At 65.2% G+C, this 26,074-nt stretch carries 20 protein-coding genes, 2 tRNA genes and 1 rRNA gene; 18 read left to right on the top strand and 5 right to left on the bottom strand.

Annotation, left to right across the window (positions count from 1 at the left end; all coding sequences use genetic code 11):
- Positions 1-29: 29 nt before the first annotated feature.
- The 3 genes from H3H55_RS37120 to H3H55_RS37110 form a co-directional block, all read right to left on the bottom strand.
- On the bottom strand, positions 30-968 hold the full coding sequence (locus tag H3H55_RS37120) for a site-specific integrase (RefSeq protein WP_193103064.1): 939 nt from the start codon (positions 966-968) through the stop codon (positions 30-32).
- Between the two features lie 83 nt (positions 969-1,051).
- On the bottom strand, positions 1,052-2,413 hold the full coding sequence (locus H3H55_RS37115; RefSeq protein ID WP_193103063.1) for a uracil-xanthine permease family protein: 1,362 nt from the start codon (positions 2,411-2,413) through the stop codon (positions 1,052-1,054).
- A 58-nt stretch (positions 2,414-2,471) separates the two neighbouring features.
- Positions 2,472-3,596, bottom strand: coding sequence for an aryl-sulfate sulfotransferase (locus tag H3H55_RS37110; RefSeq protein WP_193103062.1), 1,125 nt, complete (start codon positions 3,594-3,596; stop codon positions 2,472-2,474).
- Between the two features lie 102 nt (positions 3,597-3,698).
- On the opposite strand from H3H55_RS37110, the gene H3H55_RS37105 reads away from it, so the two are divergent.
- Positions 3,699-4,655: a LysR family transcriptional regulator gene (locus H3H55_RS37105; RefSeq protein WP_193103061.1), complete on the top strand. Its 957-nt coding sequence runs from the start codon at positions 3,699-3,701 to the stop codon at positions 4,653-4,655.
- Between the two features lie 155 nt (positions 4,656-4,810).
- Here the strand turns inward: H3H55_RS37105 and H3H55_RS37100 are convergent, their stop codons facing one another.
- Positions 4,811-5,731 (bottom strand): LysR family transcriptional regulator, encoded by a 921-nt coding sequence (locus tag H3H55_RS37100; RefSeq protein ID WP_193103060.1) that lies wholly within the window; start codon positions 5,729-5,731, stop codon positions 4,811-4,813.
- A 130-nt stretch (positions 5,732-5,861) separates the two neighbouring features.
- Here H3H55_RS37100 and H3H55_RS37095 point away from each other — a divergent pair, with 130 nt between their 5' ends.
- The 14 genes from H3H55_RS37095 to H3H55_RS37030 all read left to right on the top strand — a co-directional run bounded on the left by H3H55_RS37095 (position 5,862) and on the right by H3H55_RS37030 (position 22,644).
- Complete coding sequence (locus tag H3H55_RS37095) at positions 5,862-7,211, top strand: MFS transporter (RefSeq protein WP_193103059.1); 1,350 nt, start codon at positions 5,862-5,864, stop codon at positions 7,209-7,211.
- Positions 7,208-8,038 (top strand): sugar phosphate isomerase/epimerase family protein, encoded by an 831-nt coding sequence (locus H3H55_RS37090; RefSeq protein WP_193103058.1) that lies wholly within the window; start codon positions 7,208-7,210, stop codon positions 8,036-8,038. The genes H3H55_RS37095 and H3H55_RS37090 overlap by 4 nt, the downstream gene beginning before the upstream one ends.
- Positions 8,039-8,118: 80 nt before the next feature.
- Positions 8,119-9,159 (top strand): Gfo/Idh/MocA family protein, encoded by a 1,041-nt coding sequence (locus H3H55_RS37085; RefSeq protein ID WP_193103057.1) that lies wholly within the window; start codon positions 8,119-8,121, stop codon positions 9,157-9,159.
- Positions 9,160-9,273: 114 nt separating this feature from the next.
- Positions 9,274-10,461, top strand: coding sequence for a porin (locus H3H55_RS37080; RefSeq protein WP_193103056.1), 1,188 nt, complete (start codon positions 9,274-9,276; stop codon positions 10,459-10,461).
- Between the two features lie 400 nt (positions 10,462-10,861).
- Entirely contained in the window at positions 10,862-12,847 is a 1,986-nt protein-coding gene (locus tag H3H55_RS37075; protein WP_193103055.1) for a gamma-glutamyltransferase family protein, read from the top strand.
- A 79-nt stretch (positions 12,848-12,926) separates the two neighbouring features.
- Positions 12,927-13,295, top strand: a complete 369-nt coding sequence (locus tag H3H55_RS37070) for a hypothetical protein (protein WP_193103054.1) — start codon at positions 12,927-12,929, stop codon at positions 13,293-13,295.
- A 312-nt stretch (positions 13,296-13,607) separates the two neighbouring features.
- On the top strand, positions 13,608-14,150 hold the full coding sequence (locus H3H55_RS37065) for a hypothetical protein (RefSeq protein WP_129517542.1): 543 nt from the start codon (positions 13,608-13,610) through the stop codon (positions 14,148-14,150).
- Between the two features lie 252 nt (positions 14,151-14,402).
- On the top strand, positions 14,403-15,182 hold the full coding sequence (locus tag H3H55_RS37060; RefSeq protein ID WP_193103053.1) for a hypothetical protein: 780 nt from the start codon (positions 14,403-14,405) through the stop codon (positions 15,180-15,182).
- A 125-nt stretch (positions 15,183-15,307) separates the two neighbouring features.
- Positions 15,308-15,916, top strand: a complete 609-nt coding sequence (locus tag H3H55_RS37055; RefSeq protein WP_193103052.1) for a hypothetical protein — start codon at positions 15,308-15,310, stop codon at positions 15,914-15,916.
- 78 nt (positions 15,917-15,994) lie between these two features.
- Positions 15,995-16,537: a CbrC family protein gene (locus tag H3H55_RS37050; RefSeq protein ID WP_193103051.1), complete on the top strand. Its 543-nt coding sequence runs from the start codon at positions 15,995-15,997 to the stop codon at positions 16,535-16,537.
- Between the two features lie 40 nt (positions 16,538-16,577).
- Complete coding sequence (locus tag H3H55_RS37045; RefSeq protein ID WP_193103050.1) at positions 16,578-17,828, top strand: metallophosphoesterase family protein; 1,251 nt, start codon at positions 16,578-16,580, stop codon at positions 17,826-17,828.
- 3 nt (positions 17,829-17,831) lie between these two features.
- Positions 17,832-21,302, top strand: coding sequence for an ATP-binding protein (locus H3H55_RS37040; protein ID WP_193103049.1), 3,471 nt, complete (start codon positions 17,832-17,834; stop codon positions 21,300-21,302).
- A gap of 121 nt (positions 21,303-21,423) precedes the next feature.
- Positions 21,424-21,948: an HD domain-containing protein gene (locus H3H55_RS37035; protein WP_048242583.1), complete on the top strand. Its 525-nt coding sequence runs from the start codon at positions 21,424-21,426 to the stop codon at positions 21,946-21,948.
- A gap of 9 nt (positions 21,949-21,957) precedes the next feature.
- On the top strand, positions 21,958-22,644 hold the full coding sequence (locus H3H55_RS37030) for a DUF429 domain-containing protein (RefSeq protein WP_193103048.1): 687 nt from the start codon (positions 21,958-21,960) through the stop codon (positions 22,642-22,644).
- Positions 22,645-22,833: 189 nt separating this feature from the next.
- Here the strand turns inward: H3H55_RS37030 and H3H55_RS37025 are convergent, their stop codons facing one another.
- On the bottom strand, positions 22,834-23,271 hold the full coding sequence (locus tag H3H55_RS37025; protein ID WP_193103145.1) for an ATPase: 438 nt from the start codon (positions 23,269-23,271) through the stop codon (positions 22,834-22,836).
- 774 nt (positions 23,272-24,045) lie between these two features.
- On the opposite strand from H3H55_RS37025, the gene H3H55_RS37020 reads away from it, so the two are divergent.
- The 3 genes from H3H55_RS37020 to H3H55_RS37010 all read left to right on the top strand — a co-directional run bounded on the left by H3H55_RS37020 (position 24,046) and on the right by H3H55_RS37010 (position 25,835).
- A 16S ribosomal RNA gene (locus tag H3H55_RS37020) occupies positions 24,046-25,578 on the top strand.
- A gap of 63 nt (positions 25,579-25,641) precedes the next feature.
- Positions 25,642-25,718 (top strand) — tRNA-Ile (locus H3H55_RS37015).
- 41 nt (positions 25,719-25,759) lie between these two features.
- A tRNA-Ala gene (locus H3H55_RS37010) sits at positions 25,760-25,835 on the top strand.
- Positions 25,836-26,074 lie beyond the last annotated feature (239 nt).

The following is a 26,074-nucleotide window of genomic DNA, read 5'->3' as shown; positions in this document are numbered from 1 at the left end:
AGGAAACCGGGCCCGTGCCGGGCGCCGGCTCAACGCTCGTGCGCGGCGCGATCCGCAGCCGCGTCCTGCGGCAGCGTTTGCCGGATGCGCGTGACCGTTCGCGTGCTGACGAGACCGAGCATCGCGCTGACATCGGCATGCGTGTGGCCGGCGAGCAGCTGGCGGCGCGCATACGTGTTGCGCAGCACGCGCGGGCTCATGTCCGCCGCGTGGAAGCCGATCGCGGTCAGCGCGTCGCGCACCACGAGCAGCAGGAACATGTCGTTCATCGCACCACCGCCGCGCGGCGCGGGAAACAGCAGCGCCGATGCGGGTGCGTCTGCCGAGCGCGCGCGCCATGCGGCGAGCGGTGCCAGTGCGAACGCCGCGAGTTCGATCCGGCGTGCCGGCCGCGCGCGATCGCGCGGCACGGACAACGCCGGCGTCTGCGCGTCGAGATCGGGCGCATCGTGCGTCGTCGCGCGAATCTCGGCCGACGTGATGCCGCTCGCGAGCAGCAACGCGACGATCGCGCGATTCCGGCAGTCGGCCGGCGTGTCGTTCGGTTGCGGTTGTACATAGCGCTGCAGCGCCGCGTCGGCATCGGGCGGCAGGTAGCACGGCTCGGGCTCGCCGTCCGGCCAGGCGAGATCGCGCGTCGTCCGGCCGGCCGGATGAATCGTCCGCACGCCGGTGTCGACCAGATGCCGGCCCAGCCGGTCGATCAGCTTCGCGTAGCGCACGCGGGTCGAGGTGCCGGGCGCGCAACTGCGCTCGAGTTCGGTCAGGAAGGCTGTGACATGGTCGGGCCCGAACGTGGCCAGCGACACGCGGTGTGCGATCAGGTGGCGCAGGAACCGTTCGAACATCGCGACGTGCTGCACGACCGAACGCGGCGCGAACGGCCGGCGGCCGGCGCCGGTCGCGGCGGTTTCCTGCCACGCGCGAAAGGCGCCGACGGGGTCGTGAATCCAGCGATTCGTGTCCATCCACGATTTATAGCCGGAACGCGGTGGCGCCGGCAATCGTTCCGGGATTCAGCCGGCCGGCACGTCAGTGCGCGCCATCGCCATTACGCGTCGTGCGAAGGCGCCGGCGTCGCGGCTGCTTCCGTGCGTGCCTGTCCGCTCAACCTCGCGAACGCGGTGAACGCCAGTTGCGTCGCGATGGCCGCGAGCGTGCCGGCCGCCATGCCGTTGCCGAGCACGATCTGTACGGGCGCGCCGAACTGGCGATACAGGTTCGGCACGAGGATCGGCGCCAGGCCGACGACGAGCGCGGCCGCGAGCGTGTACTGGTTGGCGCGCGTGTGCAGGTCGACGCCGGCGAGCAGCCGGATGCCCATCACGCCGATCATCGCGAACACGACCAGCGCGGTCCCGCCGACCACGGCGGCCGGAATCGCATACGCGAGGCGCGCGAGCGGTGCGAACAGCGCGATGACGATCAGGATCGCGCCGGCGGCGGCCGTCACATAGCGCGAGCGCACGCCGGTCGTCTGCACGACGCCGATATTCTCGGCGCTGGTCACGATCAGCGGCGTGCCGAACAGCGCGCCGGCCAGCGACGCCAGCGCATCGCCGCGTATCGTCTTCGGCACGTCGCGCGTCAGCGAGATCGTCTTGCCGCACGTTTCGCCGACGGCGACCGTCTGCGCGGTGGCTTCGGCCATCGAGATCGCGCTGAAGATCAGCAGCGGCAGCGCGGCCAGCACGTCGAAGCGCGGCATCCCGAACGGCAGCCACACCGGATGCGTGAACAGCGGGCCGCGCCACACGTCGGCGAGCGCGGGCATCGCATCGAGCGCCCAGCCGAGCGTCGCGCCGGCCATCAACCCGATCAGCACCGCGAGGCGCCCGAGCGTGCCGCGGAACGCACCCGCGACGACAACGGTGGACACGATCGTCGCGAGCGCAAGACCGAGCGCGCGCGGCTGCGCGAAATCGGCCGCCCCGGGCTGGCCGACGACGATCGTCGCGTAGATCCGGATCAGGTTGACCGACACGAGCAACAGCATCGCGCCGACGACGATGCGCGGAAAGAGCCGCAGGCAGCGCGTGAAGACGGGCAGCAGCACCCAGTAGAACGCGCTCGCGAGCAGCGCCGCGCCGGCCGCGGTCGGCAGGCCTGATTGCGCGGCGATGCCCGCGAACAGCATCGTCGGTGCGCCGCCGGGCACCATCACGAACGGCATGCGCGCGCCGATCGGGCCGGCGCCGAGCGATTGCAGCAGCGTGCCGATGCCGCAGGCGAAGAACGTCGCGCCGATCAGCTGCACCGTCAGGTCGGCCGGCAACGCGAGGACTTTCGCGATCAGGAACACGGCCGTGATCGGGGACGCGGCCATCGACAGCACGTGCTGCAACCCGAACAGCGCGAGCTGCCACGCGGGCAGCCGTGCATCGACGGGCGGGGAGATCGGTTCGTGCGACACGGCAGGCCCCTCGGAAGCGAACGGCGACGATGGCCGGAAACCGGCGGTGAACGGACCGTCAGGTCCGCAGCCAGGGCAACTGTGCGGCGCTGTAGCGGAACGTCTGGAACACGCTGTTCAACTGGCCGGGGCCGGTCTTGCGCGCGGCTTCGTCGGGGTATTCGGCGAACCACGGGATCACGTATTCCCACACGACCTCGCCGGCGGGCGTCACTTCGAACAGCCGGCCCGTCGACGATTCGGTGACGTGCGTGTTGCCGTTCGGCAAGCGCTGCGCGTTACCCATGAACGGCGTGTAGAACAGGTTCACGACGTCGTCCGCATACGACCACACGACGCGCTGCGTCGACGGGTCGATCTCCACGACGCGCGAGAACACGACGTGCGCGCCGTGGCGGAAATTGCCGTTGTCGAACGCGAGGATGTTGCCGTTCGCGAGCGGCACCGGCGCATGCTGGTGCGACACGACGTCGGGCCCGATCCGCAGGTCGACGCGGCCGGTTTCCCGGTTCACGCCGATGATGCCCGACGTCGTGCGCAGGCTCATCAGCACGCGGCCGTTCGCATCGACGCCGAGACCGTTGACGAGCGGCCAGTGATAACGGCCGAAGCCGGCCGCGATCGGGAAATCCTCGGGCCGCAGATGGTCGCGCGCATGCCATTCCCAGACGATCTGCCCGGCCCGGTTCACTTCGCGGATCACGTCCGCGTACATGACCTCGTCGTCGCCGTGCGGCGTGCCGCCCGGCACGCGCCGCGCGAACGCCGCGTCGACCGGTTCGCACGCTGCGTAGAGCAGGTTGCCGTTCGGCAGCCACTGCGCGTCGTGGTGATGCGCGGGATCCTCGTAGCGCCACACGGTTTCGCCTTGCGGCGTGACCTCGTAGAAATCGCCGCCATGCCACATCGACCACGGCGCATAGCGCGATTCGGATTGCGGATGATTGCCGTTGTAGCCGAGGTTGCCGTTCGCGAGGATGACCGCATGGCGGCCGGGGCGCACGGGCATTTTCCAGCGATGCACGACTTCGCCGTCGATGTCGACGAGATAGACGTTGCCATCGGCCGTCTGCGGCGCGATGAGCGTATAGCCGCCTGCGGACAGCGCGGGATCGTGGGCGATGAGGCCGACGCCACGGCGGCGCTGGGTAATCTGGTCGACGGTCGTCACTGCGGTCTCCATTCGAATCGGACACGGGGATGCAGCGAAATCTAGACGATCCGGGCGGTCAGTAAAATCGGATTATTCTTGACGGCCTGTTCGGAAAAATCTAACGGTACCCTCATGCGTTCGATATCGCAGACATTCCGCTGTTTCGACGAAGTCGCGCGACGCGGCTCGATTCGCAAGGCGGCCGACGCGCTGCACCTGACCGCTGCCGCGGTGCACCAGCAAATCCGCAATCTCGAGGAGCAGGTCGGCGTGCCGCTGTTCGACCGGCTGCCGCGTGGCATGCAGCTGACGCTCGCCGGCGAGATCGTCATCGCGGCCGTACGGCGCGGCCAGCGCGACTTCGACAACGCACTGACGCAGGTTGAAGACCTGCGTGCGCTGCGGCGCGGGCACGTGAACCTGGCCGTGCCCGCATCGACGGCCGAACAGCTCGTGCCCGACGCGATCCTCGCCGCGATGCAGCGTTATCCGGGCGTCACGTACAGCGTGCGCTCGGGAAACGGCGAGAGCATCGTGCGCTGGGTCGAGACGGGCGAGGCCGACATCGGTTATGCGCTGCGCCGGCGCACGGCGGCGGGCGTCGTCGAGGTGCGCGCGTTCGCGCAGCCGCTGGGTGTCGTCACGGCGCCCGGCCATCCGCTGGCATCGACCGGCGGCAAGGTGCGGCTGCGCGACTGCTTCGCGCATCCGCTGATCCTGATGACGCCCGACACGGAACTGCGCGCGATGTTCGACCAGATCGACGCGCGGCAGCCGCGCACCGTGCGGCCGCTGGTCGAGACCGGATCGGTGCCGATGGTGCGGCGCCTCGCGGCCGAAGGCGCGGGTGTCGGCTTTCTGATCGCGGAGAACGTCGCCGACGATGTGGCCGCCGGCCGGCTCGCCTGGACGCCGCTCGCGGATGCGGGCGCGCGCTCGTTCAGCTGCATCTACCAGCGGGCGGACATGAGCGCGACTGTCGCGATGACGATGTTTCTCGAGTTCTTCTCCGCCGCGATCGACGCGATGGAGCGCGGTTTCGCGCGTGACGGCGGGGCGGCTGGCAAGCGGCGCCGGGCGCCAAGGTAACGACACCGGATCACGATACCGGCCGCGCACCCGCACGCGACGCAGTTCGGCACGTGGCCGTCATGCCGGTTCGATGGCGTCGTACCTGCAACGATCGCGACACCGCCGACCTGTATGAGGACGCGCTTTGCGTCGAGCATGCCCGTCGGATCCTTTCAGCCACCGATCTCCAGATTCATGTCGAGCGCATAAGGACCGCTGCTCAACTGTTCCTTCAGGAAATCGAGGCAGACGCGCACCTTGGCGGAATTCGCGGACCGAGTGCTCAACACCGCCCAGATATCGGCAGGCTCCCAGTACTGCGGCAGCACTTGCACGGCGCGCCCGGCGCGAATCGCATCCGCGATGTCCCACACCGACAGCAGGCAAATTCCCTTGCCGTCGAGACACCAGTTCCGCACGACGTCGCTCATGTTGGAGCCGAAGCGACTGGTGACTTTCACTGACTCGATACCTTTGGGGCCCATCAGCCGCCAGGTGCCGAAAGCCTGCTCCCGCTCCCGGTACAACAGGCATTCATGTTCCGCCAGATCGCTGAGCAGTTTCGGCTCACTTCGCCGCCTGAGATAGCTGGGGGCGGCAACCAGAATGCGGCGGTTGCTGGCGATGCGATGAGCGATCAACTGCGGTTGCGCAGGGTCGCCGAATCGAAGATCGATGTCGATGTTTTCATTGACGAGATCAGTGCGCCTGTCGAGCACTTCCAGCCAGACGTCCAGTTTCGGATAGCGCTCGCCCAGCAGCGAAAGAATGGGCGAGACGTGCAGACGCCCGAAACGCAGGCTTGAGCTGATACGAAGCAGGCCCGAAAGTTCGCCCTTCGTGGTTCGCAGCGTCTCGGTCATCGATGCGACGTCTTCGAGGATGCGGCGCGCCCATTCGAATGCAATTTCACCGTCGGACGTAATCACGACGCGCCTCGTGGTGCGATGAAACAGTCGCACCGACAGCGTCGCTTCGAGAATGGCGATCCGCTTGCTGACATGGGCGGGCGTTGTCCCCAGATCCTTCGCGGCGGCGGCGAAGCTCGCGCGCCGCGCCGCAATGCAGAACACGTTGAGGTCGTCGATATCCATGTATTGATTATAAACAGATCGTTGAAGACGAGACAACGGAATCGGTATTGATGCAAAAAGTGTTGTCGATAGAATCGTCTTCACCGTCGCGAAAGACGTGGAAAAACGCCAACAACAGGTGGAGACAGCAATGAAATATGCCTCAGGCCTTCAGACGGCCGACGCATCGTCGGTCACGGCGCGGCGCACGCGCGCCCGCTTCGGCATTCTCGGGTTGCTAGCGGTCGGCACGATGATCAACTATCTCGATCGCAGCGTCGCCGGTATCGCCGCGCCGACCATGAGCCACGATCTCGGGCTCACGCCGGCCACGATGGGTGTCATCTTTTCGGCGTTTTCGTGGACCTACACCGCATCGCAGATTCCCGGCGGCATCCTGCTCGATCGCATCGGAACGAAATGGACGTATTTCTTCGCGCTGACGCTCTGGTCGCTGTTCACCGGCTTGCAAGGACTCGCGTTGGGGTTCGTCACGCTGCTGATGCTCCGTCTGCTCGTCGGCATGGCAGAGGCGCCGTGCTTTCCGACCAATAGCCGCGTCGTCGCCACCTGGTTCCCGCAAAGTGAACGGGCGCGCGCAACCGGCGTGTATACATTCGCCGAATACGCGGGCCTGGCTTTTCTGAGTCCGCTTCTTTTCTGGCTCGAACATCGGTACGGCTGGCGCGCCATGTTTGGAATCGTCGGCACCTTCGGCATCGTATTCGGCTGGGTGTGGCTCGCACGCTTCAATGAACCGCACGAGTCGCGCCGTGCGAACGAGGCTGAACTCAGGCATATCGAAGCGGGCGGCGGCGTGGTGAGCAGCGGCCGCATGCATGTGCGCTTCAGGTGGTCGCATATGGCCGCCATCCTCAAGGAGCGCCGCATGCTCGGAATCTGCATCGCGCAGTTCGCAAGCAATGCGACCAACGTCTTCTTTCTCACCTGGTTTCCGACCTATCTCGTCACCGAGCGACACATGCCGTGGCTCAAGGTTGGCGTCCTGGCGGTTCTGCCGTTCATCGCCGCGTCGGTCGGTACGCTGGTCGGCGGCTGGATCTCCGATGCGATGCTGCGTCGGGGCATGTCGCTGAACTGGGCGCGCAAGCTGCCCGTGACGGCGGGCCTGCTGACAGGCTCGACCATCGTGCTCGCCAACTTCGTCGATTCGACGGCAGCGGTGATCGCCATTCTCTGTGTCGCGTATTTCTCCCAAGGCCTGTCCGCGCTGGCCTGGATGATCGTCTCGGATATCGCGCCGAAGGGATTGCTGGGCCTGAGCGGCGGGATCTTCAATCTGTTTGCAAATGCATCGGGGATCGTCACGCCGCTCGTCATCGGTCTGATCGTCAACGCCACGGGCTCGTTCGTGTATGCACTGGTCTTCATCTCTGCGATCACCCTCGTGGGCGCGCTTTGCTACATCTTCGTGGTCGGCGACATCAAGCGGATCGAACTCGATCCCCGCGCTATCGAAAACAAGGACGCAATCCAATGAAACAACCTCGGATCGGCGTGGCGCACCTCACGGCGCTCGAACTGGCGCCCGCCGCGCTCATCATGCAAAGCGCCCGCGCCGGCTTCAACTCTGTCGGAATCCGTACGAACCCCGTCGTTCCCGGCATGCCGTGCTATCCGCTGAAGGCGGGAACGGACGAACACCGCGAACTGGTCCGTCTGCTCGACGGCAATGGCATGACGGTGCAGGAAGTCGAATTCATTTCGATCGTGCCCGATCTCGACGTTCAGTCGTACGCGACGATGTTCGAGGCTGCGGCTGGTCTTGGCGCACAAGCAGTGACCGTGTCGGGTGACGACGACGACTTCTCGCGCCTGGTCGACAGCCTGGGCAGGCTCTGCGATCTTGCGGCAGAGTTCGACCTGAGAATCGACCTGGAGCCGATGCGCTGGCGTCACGTCGGCAATATCGGCGCCGCGCGCCGTGTGCTCGACGCCGCGGCACGATCCAACGGCGCCATCCTCGTCGACGCGCTCCACCTCGCACGGTCGGGAAGCACGCCGGCCGAACTGCGCGAGTTTCCTGCTTCCCGACTGCGTGCCGTTCAGATCTGCGACGCACCCGCCGTCGCGCCCATTGGCGACGACGCGACTATTCGGGAGGCACGTGAAGGTCGGCTGCCACCCGGACAGGGTGCACTACCGCTCGTCGATCTCTTGTGTTCGCTACCGGACGACATTGCCATCAGCGCGGAAATGCCGTTCAAGACGCTGCCTGTACTGGAGCGCCTGACGCTGGCGTTCAACTCGTCGAACGATCTGATACAGCGAGCACGTAAAGAGCGCACCGGCTCCCGGTGCAGCTGATACCTCGAACCGTCGCACCGGGTGCTGGGCGAAATCGTCCGCGCTACCTTTGATCAACGAAACAACTGCTTGTGTGAATCATGAACAAAATGCCCATTGCCGTCATCGGCGCCGGACTCATCGGCAAAGTCCATATCGACCTTGCCGCAAACCACGACGAGGTATGCCTCGCTGCAATCGCCGATCCGAGTGAAACGGCAAGGACGATGGCTGCCGCGTATGACGTTCCGTGGTTTGCTGATTACCGTTCGATGCTCGACACCGTCAAGCCCAAAGGTGTCGTGATCGCCACGCCCAATGTGACGCACGCTGCGATCGCAGTGGACTGCATCGAGCGCGGTATCGCGGTGATCGTCGAGAAACCGATTGCGCACACGGTCGAAGACGCGCGACGTATTCGCGACGCGTCCCAGGAATTCAAGGTGCCGGTTCTCGTGGGTCACCAGCGTCGCCACAATCCGATCGTGCGCCGCGCGCGTGAGATCATCGCGTCGGGCCGATTGGGCAGGCCCGTCAGCGCGACCGTATTGTGCACGTGGCTCAAGCCGGACGAATACTTCGATACCGCGTGGCGGCGAACCCAAGGCGGCGGCCCGATTCTCATCAACCTGATTCACGACATCGACCTGCTCAGGCATCTCTTTGGCGATGTGCAGAGCCTCCAGGCAGCCACGTCGAACGACACGCGTGGATTCGACGTGGAGGACACCGCGGCGGTTGTGCTGAAGTTCAGGAATGGCGCGCTTGCGACGGTCAGCGTGAGCGACACGACGGTCGCGCCATGGAACTACGATCTCGCTGCCGGGGAAGTCGAGCGGTTTCCTCAGCAGGACGTGAACTCGCATTATCTTTCCGGTACGGATGCGTCGCTCACGCTGCCGCGGCTCGAAGTCTGGGAATATCGGACCGGCAAGGGATGGCACGATCCGTTGACGGCAGAGCGGACAGCGCTGCACACGGGTTGCCCCTATACGGAACAGCTTCGCCATTTCCGGGCGATTATCGACGGGACGGAAGCACCCGTGTGTTCGGCACTCGACGGCCTGCGTACGCTCCAGGCCACGATGGCCGTCCATACAGCCGCAGCAAGCGGTACGGTCGTTACGTTGCTGGACGATTGATACCCGGACTCCATCCGCTAAACGCGGAAGGCATCACCAACCGCCATTTCGCCAGCACATTCGGCCAGAGCGAAATCAATTTGATTAGCATGTCTTATCAAGGTGATCTGGAAAATGAAATCTGGAATAAGCGTATGCGCCCTTGTCACTGTGGTCGGTATGCATTCGGTGACCGCGCACGCGCAGAGCAAGGTGACGCTGTACGGTATCCTCGACGAGGGGGTGATGTTCGTCAACAACGTCGGTGGACCCACGGGCGGAAAGAGGATCTTCCTCGATTCGACGAGCGGCATCAACGGCAGCCGCTTCGGCCTCACCGGTGTGGAAGATCTGGGTGGGGGCCTGCAAGCGGTCTTCACGCTGGAGCCCGGGGTGAACATCAACAGTGGCCAGTCTGCGCAGGGCGGTACGTTCCTCGGGAGGCAGGCGTTTGTCGGCTTGCGCAGCGATCCTTTCGGGTCGCTCACCTTCGGTCGGCAATACGACATGGTGCTGTACTTCGCCCAACCCGTGACGACACAGGGATCGCAGGCTGGCACGGCGATTTTTCTTCATCCAGGCGATCTGGACAATACGGGAAATTCGCTGCGCGTCAACAATTCCATTCGCTACATGAGCCCGGTCTATCGCGGCCTGAGCGTCGGCGGCGAATATAGCGTGGGCGGTGTGCCGGGGGATGGCACGGCGAACAGCGGTTACTCCATTGGCGTCAGCTACGCGAACGGCCCCTTTACCTTCGGCGGCGCATTCGAATACTTCAAGAATCCGACATCAGCGGCGGCCGGATCGGACTTTTTCACCGGAAACGCAAATGGCGCTTCGCAGCTATCGCAGTCGCTGAACAAGGGTTACGCCAGCGCCTCGGCATATCAGACGGCTGTGGTCGGTGCGGGATACGCGATTGGCCCGGTCAAGCTGACGGCGTCCTGGTCCAACACGCAATATGCCGGTCTTGGCGGCGTACTCGCAGGCTCCGCGGCGCACTTCAACAACGTCGACTTCGCGGTGAAATGGCTCGCCACGCCGGCGCTGAGCTTCAGCGCGGCGTATGACTACCTGAAGGGCGAATCCGTCACGACGACTGCGGGCCAGTCAGTCGGCAACCAGCACTACAACCAGGTGATGCTGATGGCGGACTATCTTCTGTCGAAGCGAACCGACCTTTATGTCGAAGGCGCCTGGCAACGCGCATCAGGCACGTCGTCGACGGGTGCTCCTGCGGTCGCCGACATCGGCAATCTCGGTGATTCATCGAACAATCATCAACTCGCGATCCGCGCTGCGTTGCGTCACAAGTTTTAGCCAACGGTTCGTCAAGCCATCGTTGATGGGGGGGCGTCTCAGGCAGACACGAGCCCGGACGTCCGCGGTGACTGACATGTCGGAAGCACCCCGGTCGTGTAAGACGACCGTTTGACCTCCGGAAGTGGTTCGTCGTCGTTGCAGGGCGAATGACTGCCCGGGGGTGCGAGCAGGCGCTTGGCTCGGCCGCAATCCGACATCTTCTTCTTGCATGTCGTCAACGAACCAATGTAGGCCGGTCGCACTTGCTCAGGCGCGCTACCGATCGGCCGCATTGTTTCATTTCCTTATTGCGGAAAAAAATCTGTTCATGGGACTATCGAACGCGTTGCCGGTGCACCGAGGGGGTCGCAGGCAGCGTGATGCCCATCGCAACGACCTAAAAGAACGTCGACGAACAATGAACAGAACAGCGATTTTCCCGTATGCGTCCGCGTTGCTCGCGGCCGCCCTGCTGACCGCATGCGGCGGCGACGTCGAGAACGACGCGGGCCGCACACCGACACCTTCAACCGATGCGAGTTGCCTCGCGATCGACAACAGCGGCTCGACGGTCGTCGTGGGCTCGAACCAGCCGGGCGATCCGTCGCTGCCGGAAGCGTCGTCGGGTTATCGCACCGGGATGAAGCCCGTCTATGCGAAAACGTACCTGGTGGCCACGTCGAACGCGTACGCGAGCGCGGCCGGTTGCGCGGTGCTGAAGAAAGGCGGCACGGCCGCCGACGCGGCGGTCGCCGTGCAGGCCGTGCTCGGCCTGACGGTGCCCGAGGCGACGGGCCTTGGGTCGGGCGGCGTGCTGCTCTACTACGATGCACGCGGCAAGACGCTGCAGGCGTACGACGGCCGCGAAACCGCGCCGGCCGCCGCGACGGAGAACTACCTGCGCTACGTCGACGACGCGACCGACCAGTCGGCACCGCAACCGAACGCGCGCGCAAGCGGCCGCTCGATCGGCACGATCGGCGTGCCGCGACTCATCGAGGCGCTGCAACAGGATCACGGCCGGTTGCCGTGGCAGAGCCTGTTCGGCGACGCGATCACGCTCGCGACCAACGGCTTTCCGATCGGCGGCCGGCTCGCCGACGCGATCGCGGCGAACGCGCCGAACCTGAAGCGCGACGCCGAGGCCGCCGCGTATTTCCTGAACGCCGACGGTTCGCCGAAGACGCTCGGCACCGTGCTGAAGAATCCTGCCTACGCCCATACGCTGACGCTGATGGCGCAGTCGGGCGCGAACGCGCTGTACACGGGGCAGATTGCGCAGGACATCGTTGCGAAGATCGCGACGACGAAGGGCGCGGACGGCTCGACGCTCACGCCGGGCAAGACGACCGTCGCGGATCTGGCCGCGTATCAGGCGAAGCGTCGCGAACCGGTGTGCACGACCTATCGCAGCTACTGGGTATGCGGGATGCCGCCGCCGTCGTCGGGCGGCATCGCGGTTGCATCGGCGCTCGGCATTCTCGAGAACTTCGACCTGAAGTCGCTGAAGCCGACGGCGATCGATCTCGAAGGCGGTAAGCCGACCGTCGCGGGCGTGCACCTCGTCACCGAGGCCGAACGGCTCGCGTATGCCGACCGCGACAAGTACGTGGCCGATACGGACTTCGTGCCGCTGCCGGGCGGCACGTGGGACACGATGCTGAACAAGCCGTACCTGAAATCGCGCGCGGCGCTGATCGATACGAGCAAGAGCATGGGCACCGCGCAGCCCGGCAATCTCGGCGCGGTGCCGCTCGGTGTCGACACGACGCTGATCGAGCACGGCACGAACCAGTTCACGATCGTCGACGGCGACGGCAACGTGTTGAGCGCGACGACGACGGTCGAATCGAGCATGGGCTCGTTCCACATGACCAACGGCTTCCTGCTGAACAACCAGCTGACTGACTTTTCCGCGAACCCGGTCGACAGCGCCGGCAATCCGGTGGCCAACCGCTTGCAGCCGGGCAAGCGGCCGCGCAGCTCGATGGCGCCGACGATCGTGTTCGGGCAGGCCGCGGACGGTTCGCGCGGTAACTTCGTCATGGCAACCGGTTCGCCGGGCGGCGGCACCATTCCGCAATACGTGGTCAAGACGCTCGTCGGCGTGCTCGACTGGGGCCTCGATGCGCAGCAGTCCGCGGGGCTCGTCGATTTCGGCGCGAGCAACAGCCCGACGACCACGATCGGGGGCGAGCATCCGAACGTCAACACGGCGAACAACGGGGCGAACGATCCGCTGATCACGGGGCTGCTCGCGCTCGGGCACAAGGTGTCGACGTCCGCGCAGGCGAGCGGCGTCAACACGGTGATGCGCGTGACGGTCGGCCAGTCGCCCGCGTTGCAGGGCGGCACCGATCCGCGTCGCGAAGGCGTCGTGCTCGGCGATACGTTCCGGCCGTAATTCGACGGAACACGTGCGGCCCCGATCTGCCTGTTTCCGCCGACAGGCGGTCGGGGCCGCGCGTCGTGAAGGAGTCGCAATGACGAACGCGCATCTGCTTGAAATGGACGCAATCCTGTCGGCGCCGGGCTTTTTCGATTTCCTCGGCGACGTCGATTGCGACCGCGCGCTGGACGGTCGCGATGCCGACCCGTTCGATGCGCAATGGATGGCGGCTTTCGATGCGATCGACGGCAATCCGGGTGCCGCGATCGATACGCCGGCCGTGAATGCGTTGCGCGAAAAGGCGTACAAGCTCGCCTTCAGCGCATCGGGCAACGCCGATGTGGCGGCGTGCGTGTCCGACGATATCGAACTGATCGCGAGGAGCCGGTTGTCGGGCCGCACTGACGGCTGGCCAATACACATACTTTGGGATGCTTATAAAAACGGCCGGTTTCCCTGCTAGCCGTTTCATCTACCTGGTTGCCCGACGCGTGATGGTCGGGTAGATCACCATCGCGACGCGGCCCGCGCCGCACGCTACCGGGTTCGCGCCCGCCTGCCTGTAAATACGTCCGCCGTTCCGTCGCAAGCCCCCGATTGTCAAACTATGTGAGTCAATCGTCAGCATTTGCAACGGAAGTAACAGTCCCCGCAATTCAATCGTTTTGCACGCCGGCGCCGCTACATTAGCTCCACCTGCCGCACGTCGCGGCGAGGCATGCGACAAGCCGCTCGGAGGCGGCTCGCAGCAACAACGTCTTTGGGGAGAATGACCATGAACAAGATTCGTACGATTCTGCTGGGTGCCGCACTGACCGCGATGGCGACTTCGGCTGCGTTTGCACAGACGGCCCAGACCGGCGCCGAGGGTTCCGCTGGCGTTGGCGCACAGGTTCAGACGCCGCTGCTCGGCGGCGGCGTGGGCGTGCAGGCTGGCGCCGGCGCGAACGCGGCAGGCTCGGGTTCGGGCGCGGGCCACCTCGTCGGCGGCGCGCTGAACGGCGTCGGCAAGACGGTCGGCGGCGTCGGCTCGGCAGCCGGCAATGCGGTTGGCGGTGCGACGCATGCGGTGGGCTCGGCAGCGGGTACGGCGAAGGATGCCGCGGCATCGACCGTGCACGCGACGAAGTCGCACGTGAAGCACGTGGCAGGCACGGCGAAGAGCCACGCGCAAGGCGCGGTGTCGACGGCAGGCGATGTCGCGGGCGGCGCGAAGGCGAAGGCCGGCGAAGCGCTCGAAGGCGCGGCGAATTCGGCGCAGGGCGGCGCATCGATCGGCCTGAAGGGTTCGGCGTCGGCACAAGGCGGCGCGCTGTAAGCGACACGCATCCCGTCACGGCCCGGCCCGCTTCGTTGCGGGCCGGGCCGTTTTTTTATGGGCGCGCGTGGCCCCTGCCCATTGCCCGCCCGCCATGCTTAAATAGCGGGGCTCCCGGTTGCCGGGCCGCCGCGACGGCGGTGCCGGCCGATCCGGGCAAGCATGTCCGATCGACATCGTGACGACAGACGAAACCAAAACGCCGTTCCGGCCCGCCCGGCGCGGTCCGATAACATTCCGAGGCATCACGTCATGACCATCCTGTTCCGTCTTCTCGCGCTCGCCTGCGCGCTCTGGCTGGCCGCCTGTGCGGCACCGCCGTCGCCGTCCGCCAGTACCGGCGCGTCAGCCGCCGCGCCGCAGGCGCCGGACGCCAGCGAACGCCGCGGGCTCGGCACTGCTTGGGGCGAGTCGGTGCGATCCGAAACCCGCAATGTCGAATTCGAACGCGCGGATCCGGCGAATCCGACGGATCTCGCATCGGTCTACTACAACGATGCGTTGCCCGGACATCCTCCCGCCGCCCAGGTTCGCCGGTTGCCGACCCGCGTCGCACTCGCGAACGGCGACATCGCGCTGTCGTTTACCGACGAAAAGGGCGCGCCGCTGCGTCTTGCGCGCAGCAACGGCCGCTGGCACATGGCGGGCGTCGAGGGTTCGCGCTACATAATCGTGCTGCGCAACCAGGGGCGCCGCACGTTCGAAGTCGTGTCGACGGTCGACGGGCTCGACGTGCTGTCGGGACGGCCGGGCAGCTATACGAACGGCGGCTACGTGCTGTACCCGGGCCGCACGCTGACGATCGAGGGCTTCCGCAAGAGCCGCGACGAAGTCGCTGCATTCCGCTTCGCGGCTGTGCCCGACAGTTATGTCGCGAACTCGAAGTACGGCGATGCCGCGAACGTCGGCGTGATCGGCGTTGCGCTGTTCGCGCAGAAGGAGAACGACGAGGAAGCATTGCGCCGCAACGCGAATCCGTTCCCCGGCAACGACAACGGCTTTGCGCCGCCGCCCGTGCCGCGCGGCGAGTGACGGCACGTGGCGGAGCGCACCGGGTTCGTCGCGACGAACGACGCACGCGGTGCGCTCCTGAAACGGGACTGCCCGGACTGCATGCCGGCGCATACGACGACCTCCAAAACACTCCTGCGCGATCCATGCGGACACGAAATAACCCGACGATATCGGTTGCGTTGAAGGCCGCGGCGCTGGCGCTGCTGGCCGCGAATGCCGCCGTTGCATGCGCCGAAACGCCAGCGCCCGAATCGGTGTTGCTCGCGAATGGTCATGCGATCGAATGGGCGCGCCCGAGGCTGCTGGAGGTCGACGCGGCCCGCCACCGGACCACCGTGCTGAGCGTGCCGGCCGCGCTTCGGCGCGCCCTTGCCGATGCATCGAGTGTCGCGTTCCCGTCGGATCGTTCGAAGCGGATCGACGGCAACGACTATGTGCTGGTCGTCGTCAACCGCTCGTCAAGCAGCCGTCCGACCGGGTATTGCGGCGCGGGCGAAGAAGGGGCGCTGTACGTGCTGGAACTGCGCGGCACCCGCGCGGTGCCGCGCTTCTCGTTGCCCGTGCAAAGCTGTCTCGACACCGTTTCGCTCGAAACGGATGGCGGCACGCAGTCGCCGTATCGGGCGATCACGTGGCGCGACGCACCGGCCGGCATCGACATCCGGTGGGAATATCTCGCGCACGGCGGCGCAACGCATCGCGTCTATCGTTTCGTGAACGGCACGTTTGCCGAAGTCGAGGTTCCGGAGTAACGCGGTCGTGCTGCGGCACAATGGCCGTTCGAATTCGCATCGCGTGCTTCCCCACCATCCGGATCGACGGAGAACCGCATGTCGTTACCCGCTTTCAGGTACCATCCCGACCCGCTCGCAATGGGCAGCGTGATCCGCTCGGACGCGCGCTGCGTGTGCTGCGGCGACGCGCGCGGTTATGTCTACGCCGGCCCCGTGTACGCGGTCGACGAGTACGAGCAGTGCATCTGTCCGTGGTGCATTGCCGACGGCTCGGCGCAAACGCAGCTCGATGCAAGCTTTACCGATACGGACGGCATCGGCGGCGGCGAATGGGACGAGGTGCCCGAAGCGGTCGTCGACGAGATTGCCTGCCGCACGCCGGGTTTTCAGGGTTGGCAGCAGGAACGGTGGTGGACGCATTGCGGTGATGGCGCGCAATTCATCGGCCGCGCGGGCGCTGACGAACTGACGGCGCTCGGCCCGCAGGCCGTCGCGTCGATCCGGGCGTCGACCGGGCTCGACGACGGTGCCGAGTGGCAGCGTTTTTTCGCCGCGCTCGACAAGGACGGCTCGCCGACCGCGTACGTGTTTCGCTGCGTCCATTGCGGCGAACTCGGCGGCTACCAGGATTGCGATTGACGGCCGGTTCGCGTCGTCGTCATGAAACAGAGGAATCTTCGTGAAGTTCATCCACGCGGCAGACATTCACCTTGACAGCCCGTTGCACGGCCTGAGCGCGTATCCCGACGCGCCGGCCGCGCAGTTGCGCAACGCGTCGCGCGAGGCGCTGCGGCAACTCGTGGATCGTGCGATCGAAGAGGAAGTCGCGTTCCTCGTGATCGCCGGCGACCTGTACGACGGCGACTGGAAGGATCACAACACGGGCATCTTCTTCGGCCAGCAGATGGGGCGCCTGCGCAAGGCCGGCATTCGCGCATTCGTTCTCGGCGGCAACCACGATGCCGAAAGCGAGATGACGAAGAAGCTGACGTTGCCCGACAACGTCACCGTGTTCGGCCACCGCAAGCCGGAAACCGTCAAGCTGCCGGAATTCGATGTTGCGCTGCACGGGCAGAGCTTCAAGGACAAGGCCGTCGTCGATAATCTCGCGATCGCTTATCCGGACCCGGTGCCCGGCTGTTACAACATCGGCGTGCTGCACACCGCGCTCGAAGGTTATGCGGCGCACGCGAACTATGCGCCGTGCACGCTGGCCGAACTGCATGCAAAAGGTTACGACTACTGGGCGCTTGGCCACGTGCACGAATTCCAGCAATGGTCGGGGCCGTCCACCGTCGTGTTTCCTGGCAACCTGCAGGGTCGCCATATCCGCGAGACGGGCCGGCGCGGCGCGGTACTCGTGACGGTCGAACAAGGCCGCACGCAGGTCGAGCGCCTGTATCTCGACGTGCTGCGCTGGGAAGCCGTGTCGGTCGACGCGTCCGACTGCTTCACGGTCGCCGACCTGTCGAGAAAGATCGGCCAGTCGCTGGAGGCGCTGCTGACCGTCGACGGCCACGTGCCGCGCGCGGTGCGCGTGACGGTCACGGGGCGCACGCCCGCACACGGTCTCTTTTTCGGCCGCGCGCCGCAGTTGCGCGCGGAGGTGCTGAACCAGATCGGCATCATCGGCAACGAACGGCTGTGGCTCGAGAAGGTCCGGCTCGCGACGTCCGCCGCCGATCATCAGCAGGGCGAGAGCGAGCAGCTCGAAGCGCTGGAGGACCTGAAGCAGATCCTGGCCGACGCCGCGCGCGATCCGGATTTCCTCGCGCTGCTCGAACGCGACCTGAAGCCGTTCGTCGGCAAGGTGCGCAGCGACGTGAAGGAGGAAGTGCCGTTGCTGACGATGGCGCGCGCGGGTGAGCTCACCGCGCTGGTCGAGCAGGTCGGTCCCGCGTTGCTCGCGCGGCTGGCACGGGGGGAGTAAGCGATGCGCATCAATCAACTCGATCTGATCAAGTACGGCAAGTTCACCGACGAGACGCTGCGCTTCCCGTCGGCCGGCGAGGATTTTCATGTGATCGTGGGGCCGAACGAGGCCGGCAAGTCGACGATCCGCACGGCCGTGTCGGAGCTGCTGTTCGGGATGAAACTGCAGACGCCGCTCGACTTCCTGCACAGCACCCCCGAACTGCGGATCGGCGGCGTGCTGGAGAACGGTACGGGCGAATACGCGTTCCACCGTGCGCGCGGACGCAGTCCGTTGCGCACACCTGCCGACGACAAGCTGCCCGACGACTATCTGGCCGCCCTCCTCGACGGCGCGACGCGCGAATTCTTCGAGCAGATGTTCGGGCTTGATCACGGGCGGCTGGTCGACGGTGGCCGCAGCATTCTCGACGCATCCGACAAGCTCGGCCAGGTGCTGTTCGAATCGGCTGCCGGTGTCGGCAGTCTCGGGCCAGTGCGGGAGGATCTCGACGCGCGTTCGGTCGAGCTGTGGGCGCCGCGTCGTAGCGGCAGCGCGTTTGCGCTGGCCGAAACCTTGTTCACCGAAGCCGTGACCGAACTGAAGACGGTCCAGGTGCGCACGCGCGACTGGGTCGACCGCAAGGACGCGCGCGAAGCGGTCGAACAGCAGATCGAGCAGGCGCGCGCGGAGCAGCGTCGGCTTGAAGCGTTGCGTTCGAAGCTGGAACGCGTGCGGCGGCTCGCGCCGTACCTGAAGGAGCTGACGGTCAAGGATGCGGCGCTGGCCGAACTGGGCGTGGTCGTCGAATTGCCGCCGACCGCGTATGCGGATCTGCTGAAAGCGCAGGGCGATCTCGCGGCGGAGCAAAAGGTACTCGAGGAACGGCGTGCCGACCTGCTCGCCAAACGGCAGGCGCGCGACGCGATCGACGCCGATGCCGACACGCTCGCGCTCGAAGCCGATATCGAAGCGCTCGATCGGCTGCGCGGCGCCTGCATGAATCACGCGCAGGATCTGCTGCTGCTCGGCGCGGATGTCGAGCGGCACCTGTCCGCCGCGTTTTCGGCGGCCGCCCAGCTCGACTGGCCGACGGACGAGGCGTCGTTGCGTGCGTCGCTGCCGACGGCGCTGTCGCTGAAGACCGTCGCGAACCTGCTGCGCGAACACGGCGCGCTGCATCAGGCGCTCGCCGGCGCGCGCGAATCGCTCGACGAACGCACGCGCGAGCTTGCACAGGTGCGCGAGCAACAGGCGCGCGTGTCGACCGTCGACGTGCCGGAAGCGCTGCGCGCGGCGCTCGCCGATGCACAAGGTTTTCGCAACAGCGGCCAGCGCGAGCAGGCGCTCGAAAGTGAAATCGCTGCCGCCGAACGGACGCTGTCCGGCGCGCTCGATGCGCTCGGCCAGTGGCGCATGCCGGTCGACTCGCTGCGCGCGCTCGACGTGCCGTCGGCGGCGCGGCTCGGCGTGCTGCTCAAGGAAGAAAGCGAGCATGCAAGCGCGGCTGCCGCCGCGCGCGATGCGCGAGATGGCGCGCTCGAAGAGCTCGAGCGGCTCGAACTGCAGGAGAAGCATTTCGCGGAGAACCACAAGGTCGTCACGACTGCCGACGTGCTCGCAGCACGCGCGCGACGCGACGGCGCATGGGGTGACATCCGCAGCGGCGCTGTCGATCTTGCAACCGGCGCACCGGCGGTCGACGACGCGATTCGCCTCGCCGACGAACTCGTCGATGCGCAGCTCGGCGCCACGCAGGCAGCGGCGACGCTGCAATCGCTGCGTCAGCAGGTTGAAGCCGCGCGGGCTGGCGTGACGCGCAGGCAGGCTGTGTCGGATGAACGCGAGCGAGAGTTGGCCGCGCATCGTGACGTATGGGCCGCACTCGCGACGCAGGCGGCGGTGCCCGGCATGCCGCTGGCGGCGATGGGCGACTGGCTCGCGAAGCGCGACACCGTGTTCGCCGCGCAAGCCGATCTCGACCGTCAGCGCCGCGGGTTCGACACGATTCGTGCTGCACGGGCCGGTGCCGAAGCCGCGCTGCGTGCGGCGCTGCATACCGTGTCGCGCGGCGGCGAGTCGGACGGACTCACCGCGCTCGTCGCGATCGCCGAGACCTTCGTGCAGTCGGCCGAGAAAGCGATCGCGCAGAAGGATAGCCTCGAGGATCGCGCGCGGGAAGCCGAACGCGGATCCGCGATCGCGCAGTCGCGAGTCGACCACGCGCAGACGGCCTACGATGCGTGGCACGCGCAATGGCGCGACGCGCTGGCCGACGCGAAACTGTCCGCGAGCGCGGTGACGCTGGCCGCGGCGGAAGGCGCGCTCGGGCTCGCGAACGCGGTGACGGCCGAACTGGCCGATGCGGACGCACCGCGCAACCGGATCGCCGCGATCCGCGCGGAACTGGCTGCGCTCGAGGCCGGCGCGCGGCGGCTTGCCGAAGCGCTTGCCCCGGAATGGCTGGCGAGCGGCGACTGGCCGGACGTTGCGCGCCGGCTGACGATGCGCCTCGCGGCCGCCAGGGAAATCGCGCGCGCGATCGGGCGTGCCGACGAGGCCGTGCGGCAGGCCGACGGCAAGGTCGCGGATGCGGCCGCCGCGGTGGCCGGTGCCGATGCGCGTATCCAGCCGCTGCTTCAACTGGCCGGCGTCACGTTGATCGACGCGGCGCTGCCGCTGGCCGAGCGCTCGGATCGCCAGCGCCAGCTGCGGCAGGCGGTCGATGCCGCGCACGAGGCGCTGGTGCGCGATGGCGACGGCTTGTCCCGGTCCGCCGTCGAGGCCGAGGTCGCGGAACAGGACATCGTCGACGTGCCGGCGCACCTCGAAGCGGTGAAGCAGTCGCTCGGCGATGTCGGCAAGCGGCTGAACGAGCTCGCGCAGCAGCAGGTCGTGGCCGACCAGGCATTCGGTGCGATCGACGGCCAGGCGAATGCGGCTGTCGCCGAGTCGAAGCGGCAGGAAGCGCTGGCGGCGATGGGCGATGCGGCCGAGCAGTATCTGGAGGCGGCCACCGCGAGCCGGTTGCTGAAGTGGGCGACGGATCGCTATCGCGACCAGAAGCAGGGGCCGATGCTCAGGCGGGCGGGCGAGATCTTCGCCGGGCTCACGCTCGGCGAATTCGCGAAGCTGACCGTCGATACCGAACGGACGCCGCCCGCGCTGTATGCGCGGCGCACGAAGGGAACGTCGGTCGAGGTCGCCGGGTTGAGCGAAGGGACGCGCGACCAGCTGTTCCTCGCGCTGCGGATCGCGGCGCTGGAGCTGCAGCTCGGCAGCAGGACCGCGCTGCCGTTCGTTGCCGACGATCTGTTCATCAACTTCGACGATGCGCGCGCGAAGGCCGGGCTCGACGCGCTGCGCGATCTGTCGACGCGAACCCAGGTGCTGTTCCTGACGCACCACGATCACCTGCTGCCGCTCGTGAAGGACGTGTTCGGCGCGCGGGTCAACGTGGTCGAGCTGCAGCGCGCGCCGGCCGGCGCGTGATGCGGGGCGCGCACGGATGCCGGCGCACGGGAAGGGTCATCGCGTACAGGTAGTATGTGCGGTTCCGAAATGCACGCGGCCGGTTCTGCCGGCCGCGGGACTGGCCACACGAGGGGGGAATATGAAAAAGCTGGTAGCCGCCATCGCGTTCGCGGCGGACAAGCATCGCAATCAACGGCGCAAGGACGAAGAGGCGTCGCCGTACATCAATCATCCGATCGCGCTCGCCGATGTGCTGGCGAACGAGGCCGGTGTCGAGGACGAACGCGTGATCGTCGCGGCCGTGCTGCACGACACGGTCGAGGATACCGAGACGACCGAGCAGGAGCTGCTGCGGCTGTTCGGCAAGGACGTCGCGGACATCGTGATGGAAGTCACCGACGACAAATCATTGCCGAAGGACGAGCGCAAGCGCCTGCAGGTCGAGCATGCGGCGACCATCAGCCGGCGCGCGAAGCTCGTGAAGCTGGCCGACAAGATCTGCAACCTGCGCGACATTGCGCGGCACCCGCCCGCGGACTGGCCGCTCGAGCGCAAGCAGGCGTACTTCGACTGGGCGAAGTCGGTGGTCGACCCGATGCGCGGCGTGCATCCCGGTCTCGAGGCGATCTTCGACACCGCGTACGGCGCACGGCCGGCGGACTGAGGCACCCGCATGCGATCGGCCCGATCCGTCGGATCCGCCACGCGGCATTCGCCCGTCGTGGCGGGCGTGGATGTGGGCGGCGACAGGAAGCAATGCGATCTCGTGATCCTGCGCGGCTCGACGGTTGTCTGCCGCGAAGCGCGGATCGCGCCCGAGGCGGTGCCGGCGCTGTGTCTCGCACATGACGTCGTGGCCGTCGGCGTCGATGCGCCGAGTCTGTGGTGGGCGGGAAGCGGGCGCCGGGCGGCCGAACAGGCGCTCGCGCGCGAACGGATCTCGTGCTTTCCGACGCCGTCGCGGGAGCAGGCGGTCGCGAGCACGTCCGGCTTCTTCGACTGGATGTTCATGGGAGAGCGCGTCTACCAGGCGCTGGCGGATGCCTATCCGTTGCTGACCGACGCGCGATATGCGGGCGGGCGCACGAGCTTCGAAACCTATCCTTACGCGATTACCTGCGCGATGCTGGGCAAGGCGGTTGCGTCGGCGAAGCAGAAGCGCAACCAGCGCCGGCAATTGCTGGAGCGACTGGGCATCGACGTGTCGACGCTGCGTTCCGTCGATGCGCGAGACGCGACGCTTTGCGCGCTGACGGCGCAATACGTGATCGACGGGAGCGCGCATGCGTATGGCGATGCGGAGGGTGGATATATCCGCGTGCCGATCGTGAGCGAGACGATCGTCCTCGACTCACCGTAGTTGCAATGCACGGCCCCGAGGCGGGCGGAGATCGCAGGCTTGTCGTTGCGACAAGGTGAGCTTTTGCGGGAGGTGTGCGGCCGGCCTGGCGACGAAGGTGTCAGGCCGCGATTGTCGGCCGGCACGCATCGGGAATGCCGGCGCACCTTGCATGAAGCCGGCGCGCCGCGCGCTTCCGGGTGGTGCTGCTCAATCCTCGAGGATCGATTTCGGCACGCTGGCCAGATCGCAGGCTTGTGCCTGCTCGAAATAGTCTTCTGCGTCGTCGATCATCACGACCGCGACGTCGATCAACTCATCGAGCCGCTGCAGCAGCGATTCACGCCACTCGATGTCTTCGTCGCGCTCGGGCGTCTTGTCCATCTGCTCGATGATCGAATCGGCCGTCTGCAGGAAAGGAATGGCCTGCTGATAGTTTTCGATCGAGACCATCGCCGCGTTGCGCGCGCCGACGAGCCGTTCGCGATGCTCATCCGCCAGTTCGGATTCGCCGCTGATCCGCGGCAATACATCCGAGATGCGCTGCAGGAGCGGCGGGGCCTGTTCTTCGAGCATGATGGCACGCTCGCGCAGGGCCGAATATTCGTCGCGAAGATCGGCGTCGCCGGATTGAGTGGTGCTGTCCATCGTCGATGTGGGTACGTAGTTCAGTCGCGGCATGATACTCGACCGCGCAAGATTCCTTGTTTGTTCGGCAGATTGGGGTTGCGAGGTCGGCGGAGGTGCGAACGCACGCCGTCGAAGCCGGGAGGCTCGACATCACGTTCGGTGGTCTGAGGATTGGCGGGGATGCGAGCCCGGAACGCGGTTGAGCATGCAATGCGGCCGGTCTCTATATATAGGACGAAAGAGCGGCTTGCGTCGCTTCCTATGGAGGGCGGTTCGCGCCGCGATGCGCGGTCCGTCGAGCCCAAGCCACCGCGCGCGCCAGCGCACGGAGGCTTTTCAAGATATTTTCACAAAGGGGCTTGCGCGAACGGGTCGGGGTGCATAGAATCACGCCTCTTTCGCGCTAACGGAAACGCAGCGCGGGAGAGGGAAGCGAAGCGGTTGGGGTGCGGTGGTAACGAACCCTGGCAGCACTCGAAGTTGAACCCCGCAGTCGCAACGAAGCAGTTAAAAAGTTGTTGACGAACTGCGAAACACGGTTCATAATCTCGCTTCTCTGCTGCTGAAAACGCAGCGCTGCTGAGAAACACGAAGTTTCTCGCAGATTGCTCTTTAAAAATTAACAGCCGATAAGTGTGGGCGCTTGATGGAAGCGAGCTGATCCTCGGATCAGATAGCAAAAGTATCAAGAGTCTCACACTAAAGTAAGTCAGGTTTATGAAGCAATTCATATTCCTGTCAGCTTTGAGTGAGCGACCGGTTCTTAACCGAACCGAAAACAGTAACAGGTTTAAACTGAAGAGTTTGATCCTGGCTCAGATTGAACGCTGGCGGCATGCCTTACACATGCAAGTCGAACGGCAGCACGGGTGCTTGCACCTGGTGGCGAGTGGCGAACGGGTGAGTAATACATCGGAACATGTCCTGTAGTGGGGGATAGCCCGGCGAAAGCCGGATTAATACCGCATACGATCTACGGATGAAAGCGGGGGACCTTCGGGCCTCGCGCTATAGGGTTGGCCGATGGCTGATTAGCTAGTTGGTGGGGTAAAGGCCTACCAAGGCGACGATCAGTAGCTGGTCTGAGAGGACGACCAGCCACACTGGGACTGAGACACGGCCCAGACTCCTACGGGAGGCAGCAGTGGGGAATTTTGGACAATGGGCGAAAGCCTGATCCAGCAATGCCGCGTGTGTGAAGAAGGCCTTCGGGTTGTAAAGCACTTTTGTCCGGAAAGAAATCCTTGGCTCTAATACAGTCGGGGGATGACGGTACCGGAAGAATAAGCACCGGCTAACTACGTGCCAGCAGCCGCGGTAATACGTAGGGTGCGAGCGTTAATCGGAATTACTGGGCGTAAAGCGTGCGCAGGCGGTTTGCTAAGACCGATGTGAAATCCCCGGGCTCAACCTGGGAACTGCATTGGTGACTGGCAGGCTAGAGTATGGCAGAGGGGGGTAGAATTCCACGTGTAGCAGTGAAATGCGTAGAGATGTGGAGGAATACCGATGGCGAAGGCAGCCCCCTGGGCCAATACTGACGCTCATGCACGAAAGCGTGGGGAGCAAACAGGATTAGATACCCTGGTAGTCCACGCCCTAAACGATGTCAACTAGTTGTTGGGGATTCATTTCCTTAGTAACGTAGCTAACGCGTGAAGTTGACCGCCTGGGGAGTACGGTCGCAAGATTAAAACTCAAAGGAATTGACGGGGACCCGCACAAGCGGTGGATGATGTGGATTAATTCGATGCAACGCGAAAAACCTTACCTACCCTTGACATGGTCGGAATCCCGCTGAGAGGTGGGAGTGCTCGAAAGAGAACCGATACACAGGTGCTGCATGGCTGTCGTCAGCTCGTGTCGTGAGATGTTGGGTTAAGTCCCGCAACGAGCGCAACCCTTGTCCTTAGTTGCTACGCAAGAGCACTCTAAGGAGACTGCCGGTGACAAACCGGAGGAAGGTGGGGATGACGTCAAGTCCTCATGGCCCTTATGGGTAGGGCTTCACACGTCATACAATGGTCGGAACAGAGGGTTGCCAACCCGCGAGGGGGAGCTAATCCCAGAAAACCGATCGTAGTCCGGATTGCACTCTGCAACTCGAGTGCATGAAGCTGGAATCGCTAGTAATCGCGGATCAGCATGCCGCGGTGAATACGTTCCCGGGTCTTGTACACACCGCCCGTCACACCATGGGAGTGGGTTTTACCAGAAGTGGCTAGTCTAACCGCAAGGAGGACGGTCACCACGGTAGGATTCATGACTGGGGTGAAGTCGTAACAAGGTAGCCGTATCGGAAGGTGCGGCTGGATCACCTCCTTTCTAGAGCTATCTCGCAAAGTTGAGCGCTCACGCTTATCGGCTGTAAATTAAAGACAGACTCAGGGGTCTGTAGCTCAGTCGGTTAGAGCACCGTCTTGATAAGGCGGGGGTCGTTGGTTCGAATCCAACCAGACCCACCAATGTCTTGTCTGGCGGTAGTACCTGAGGAATCTGTACTCATGGGGGCATAGCTCAGCTGGGAGAGCACCTGCTTTGCAAGCAGGGGGTCGTCGGTTCGATCCCGTCTGCCTCCACCAATCTTCAACGGGAAGCGTTTGGATCACACGTAAGTGACGTGTGAGACGAGCATTTGCCATTGGCGATTGAGCCAGTCAGAGTGATACGTAGTACGTATCGGCTGTCGTTCTTTAACAATCTGGAAGAAGTAAGTAATTTGGATAGCGGAAGCGTCTTGAGATGGACGTGAAAACTATCCGGGTTGTGATTGTATCGATGTATCTCAAGATGATTCGAACTCTATGTTTGACTCAATTGG

The organism is Burkholderia sp. Z1 (assembly GCF_014893795.1).
Lineage (GTDB): Bacteria > Pseudomonadota > Gammaproteobacteria > Burkholderiales > Burkholderiaceae > Burkholderia > Burkholderia theae.
Note: the sequence above shows the minus strand (reverse complement) of the source record. Positions and strands in the feature narration are given on the sequence as shown.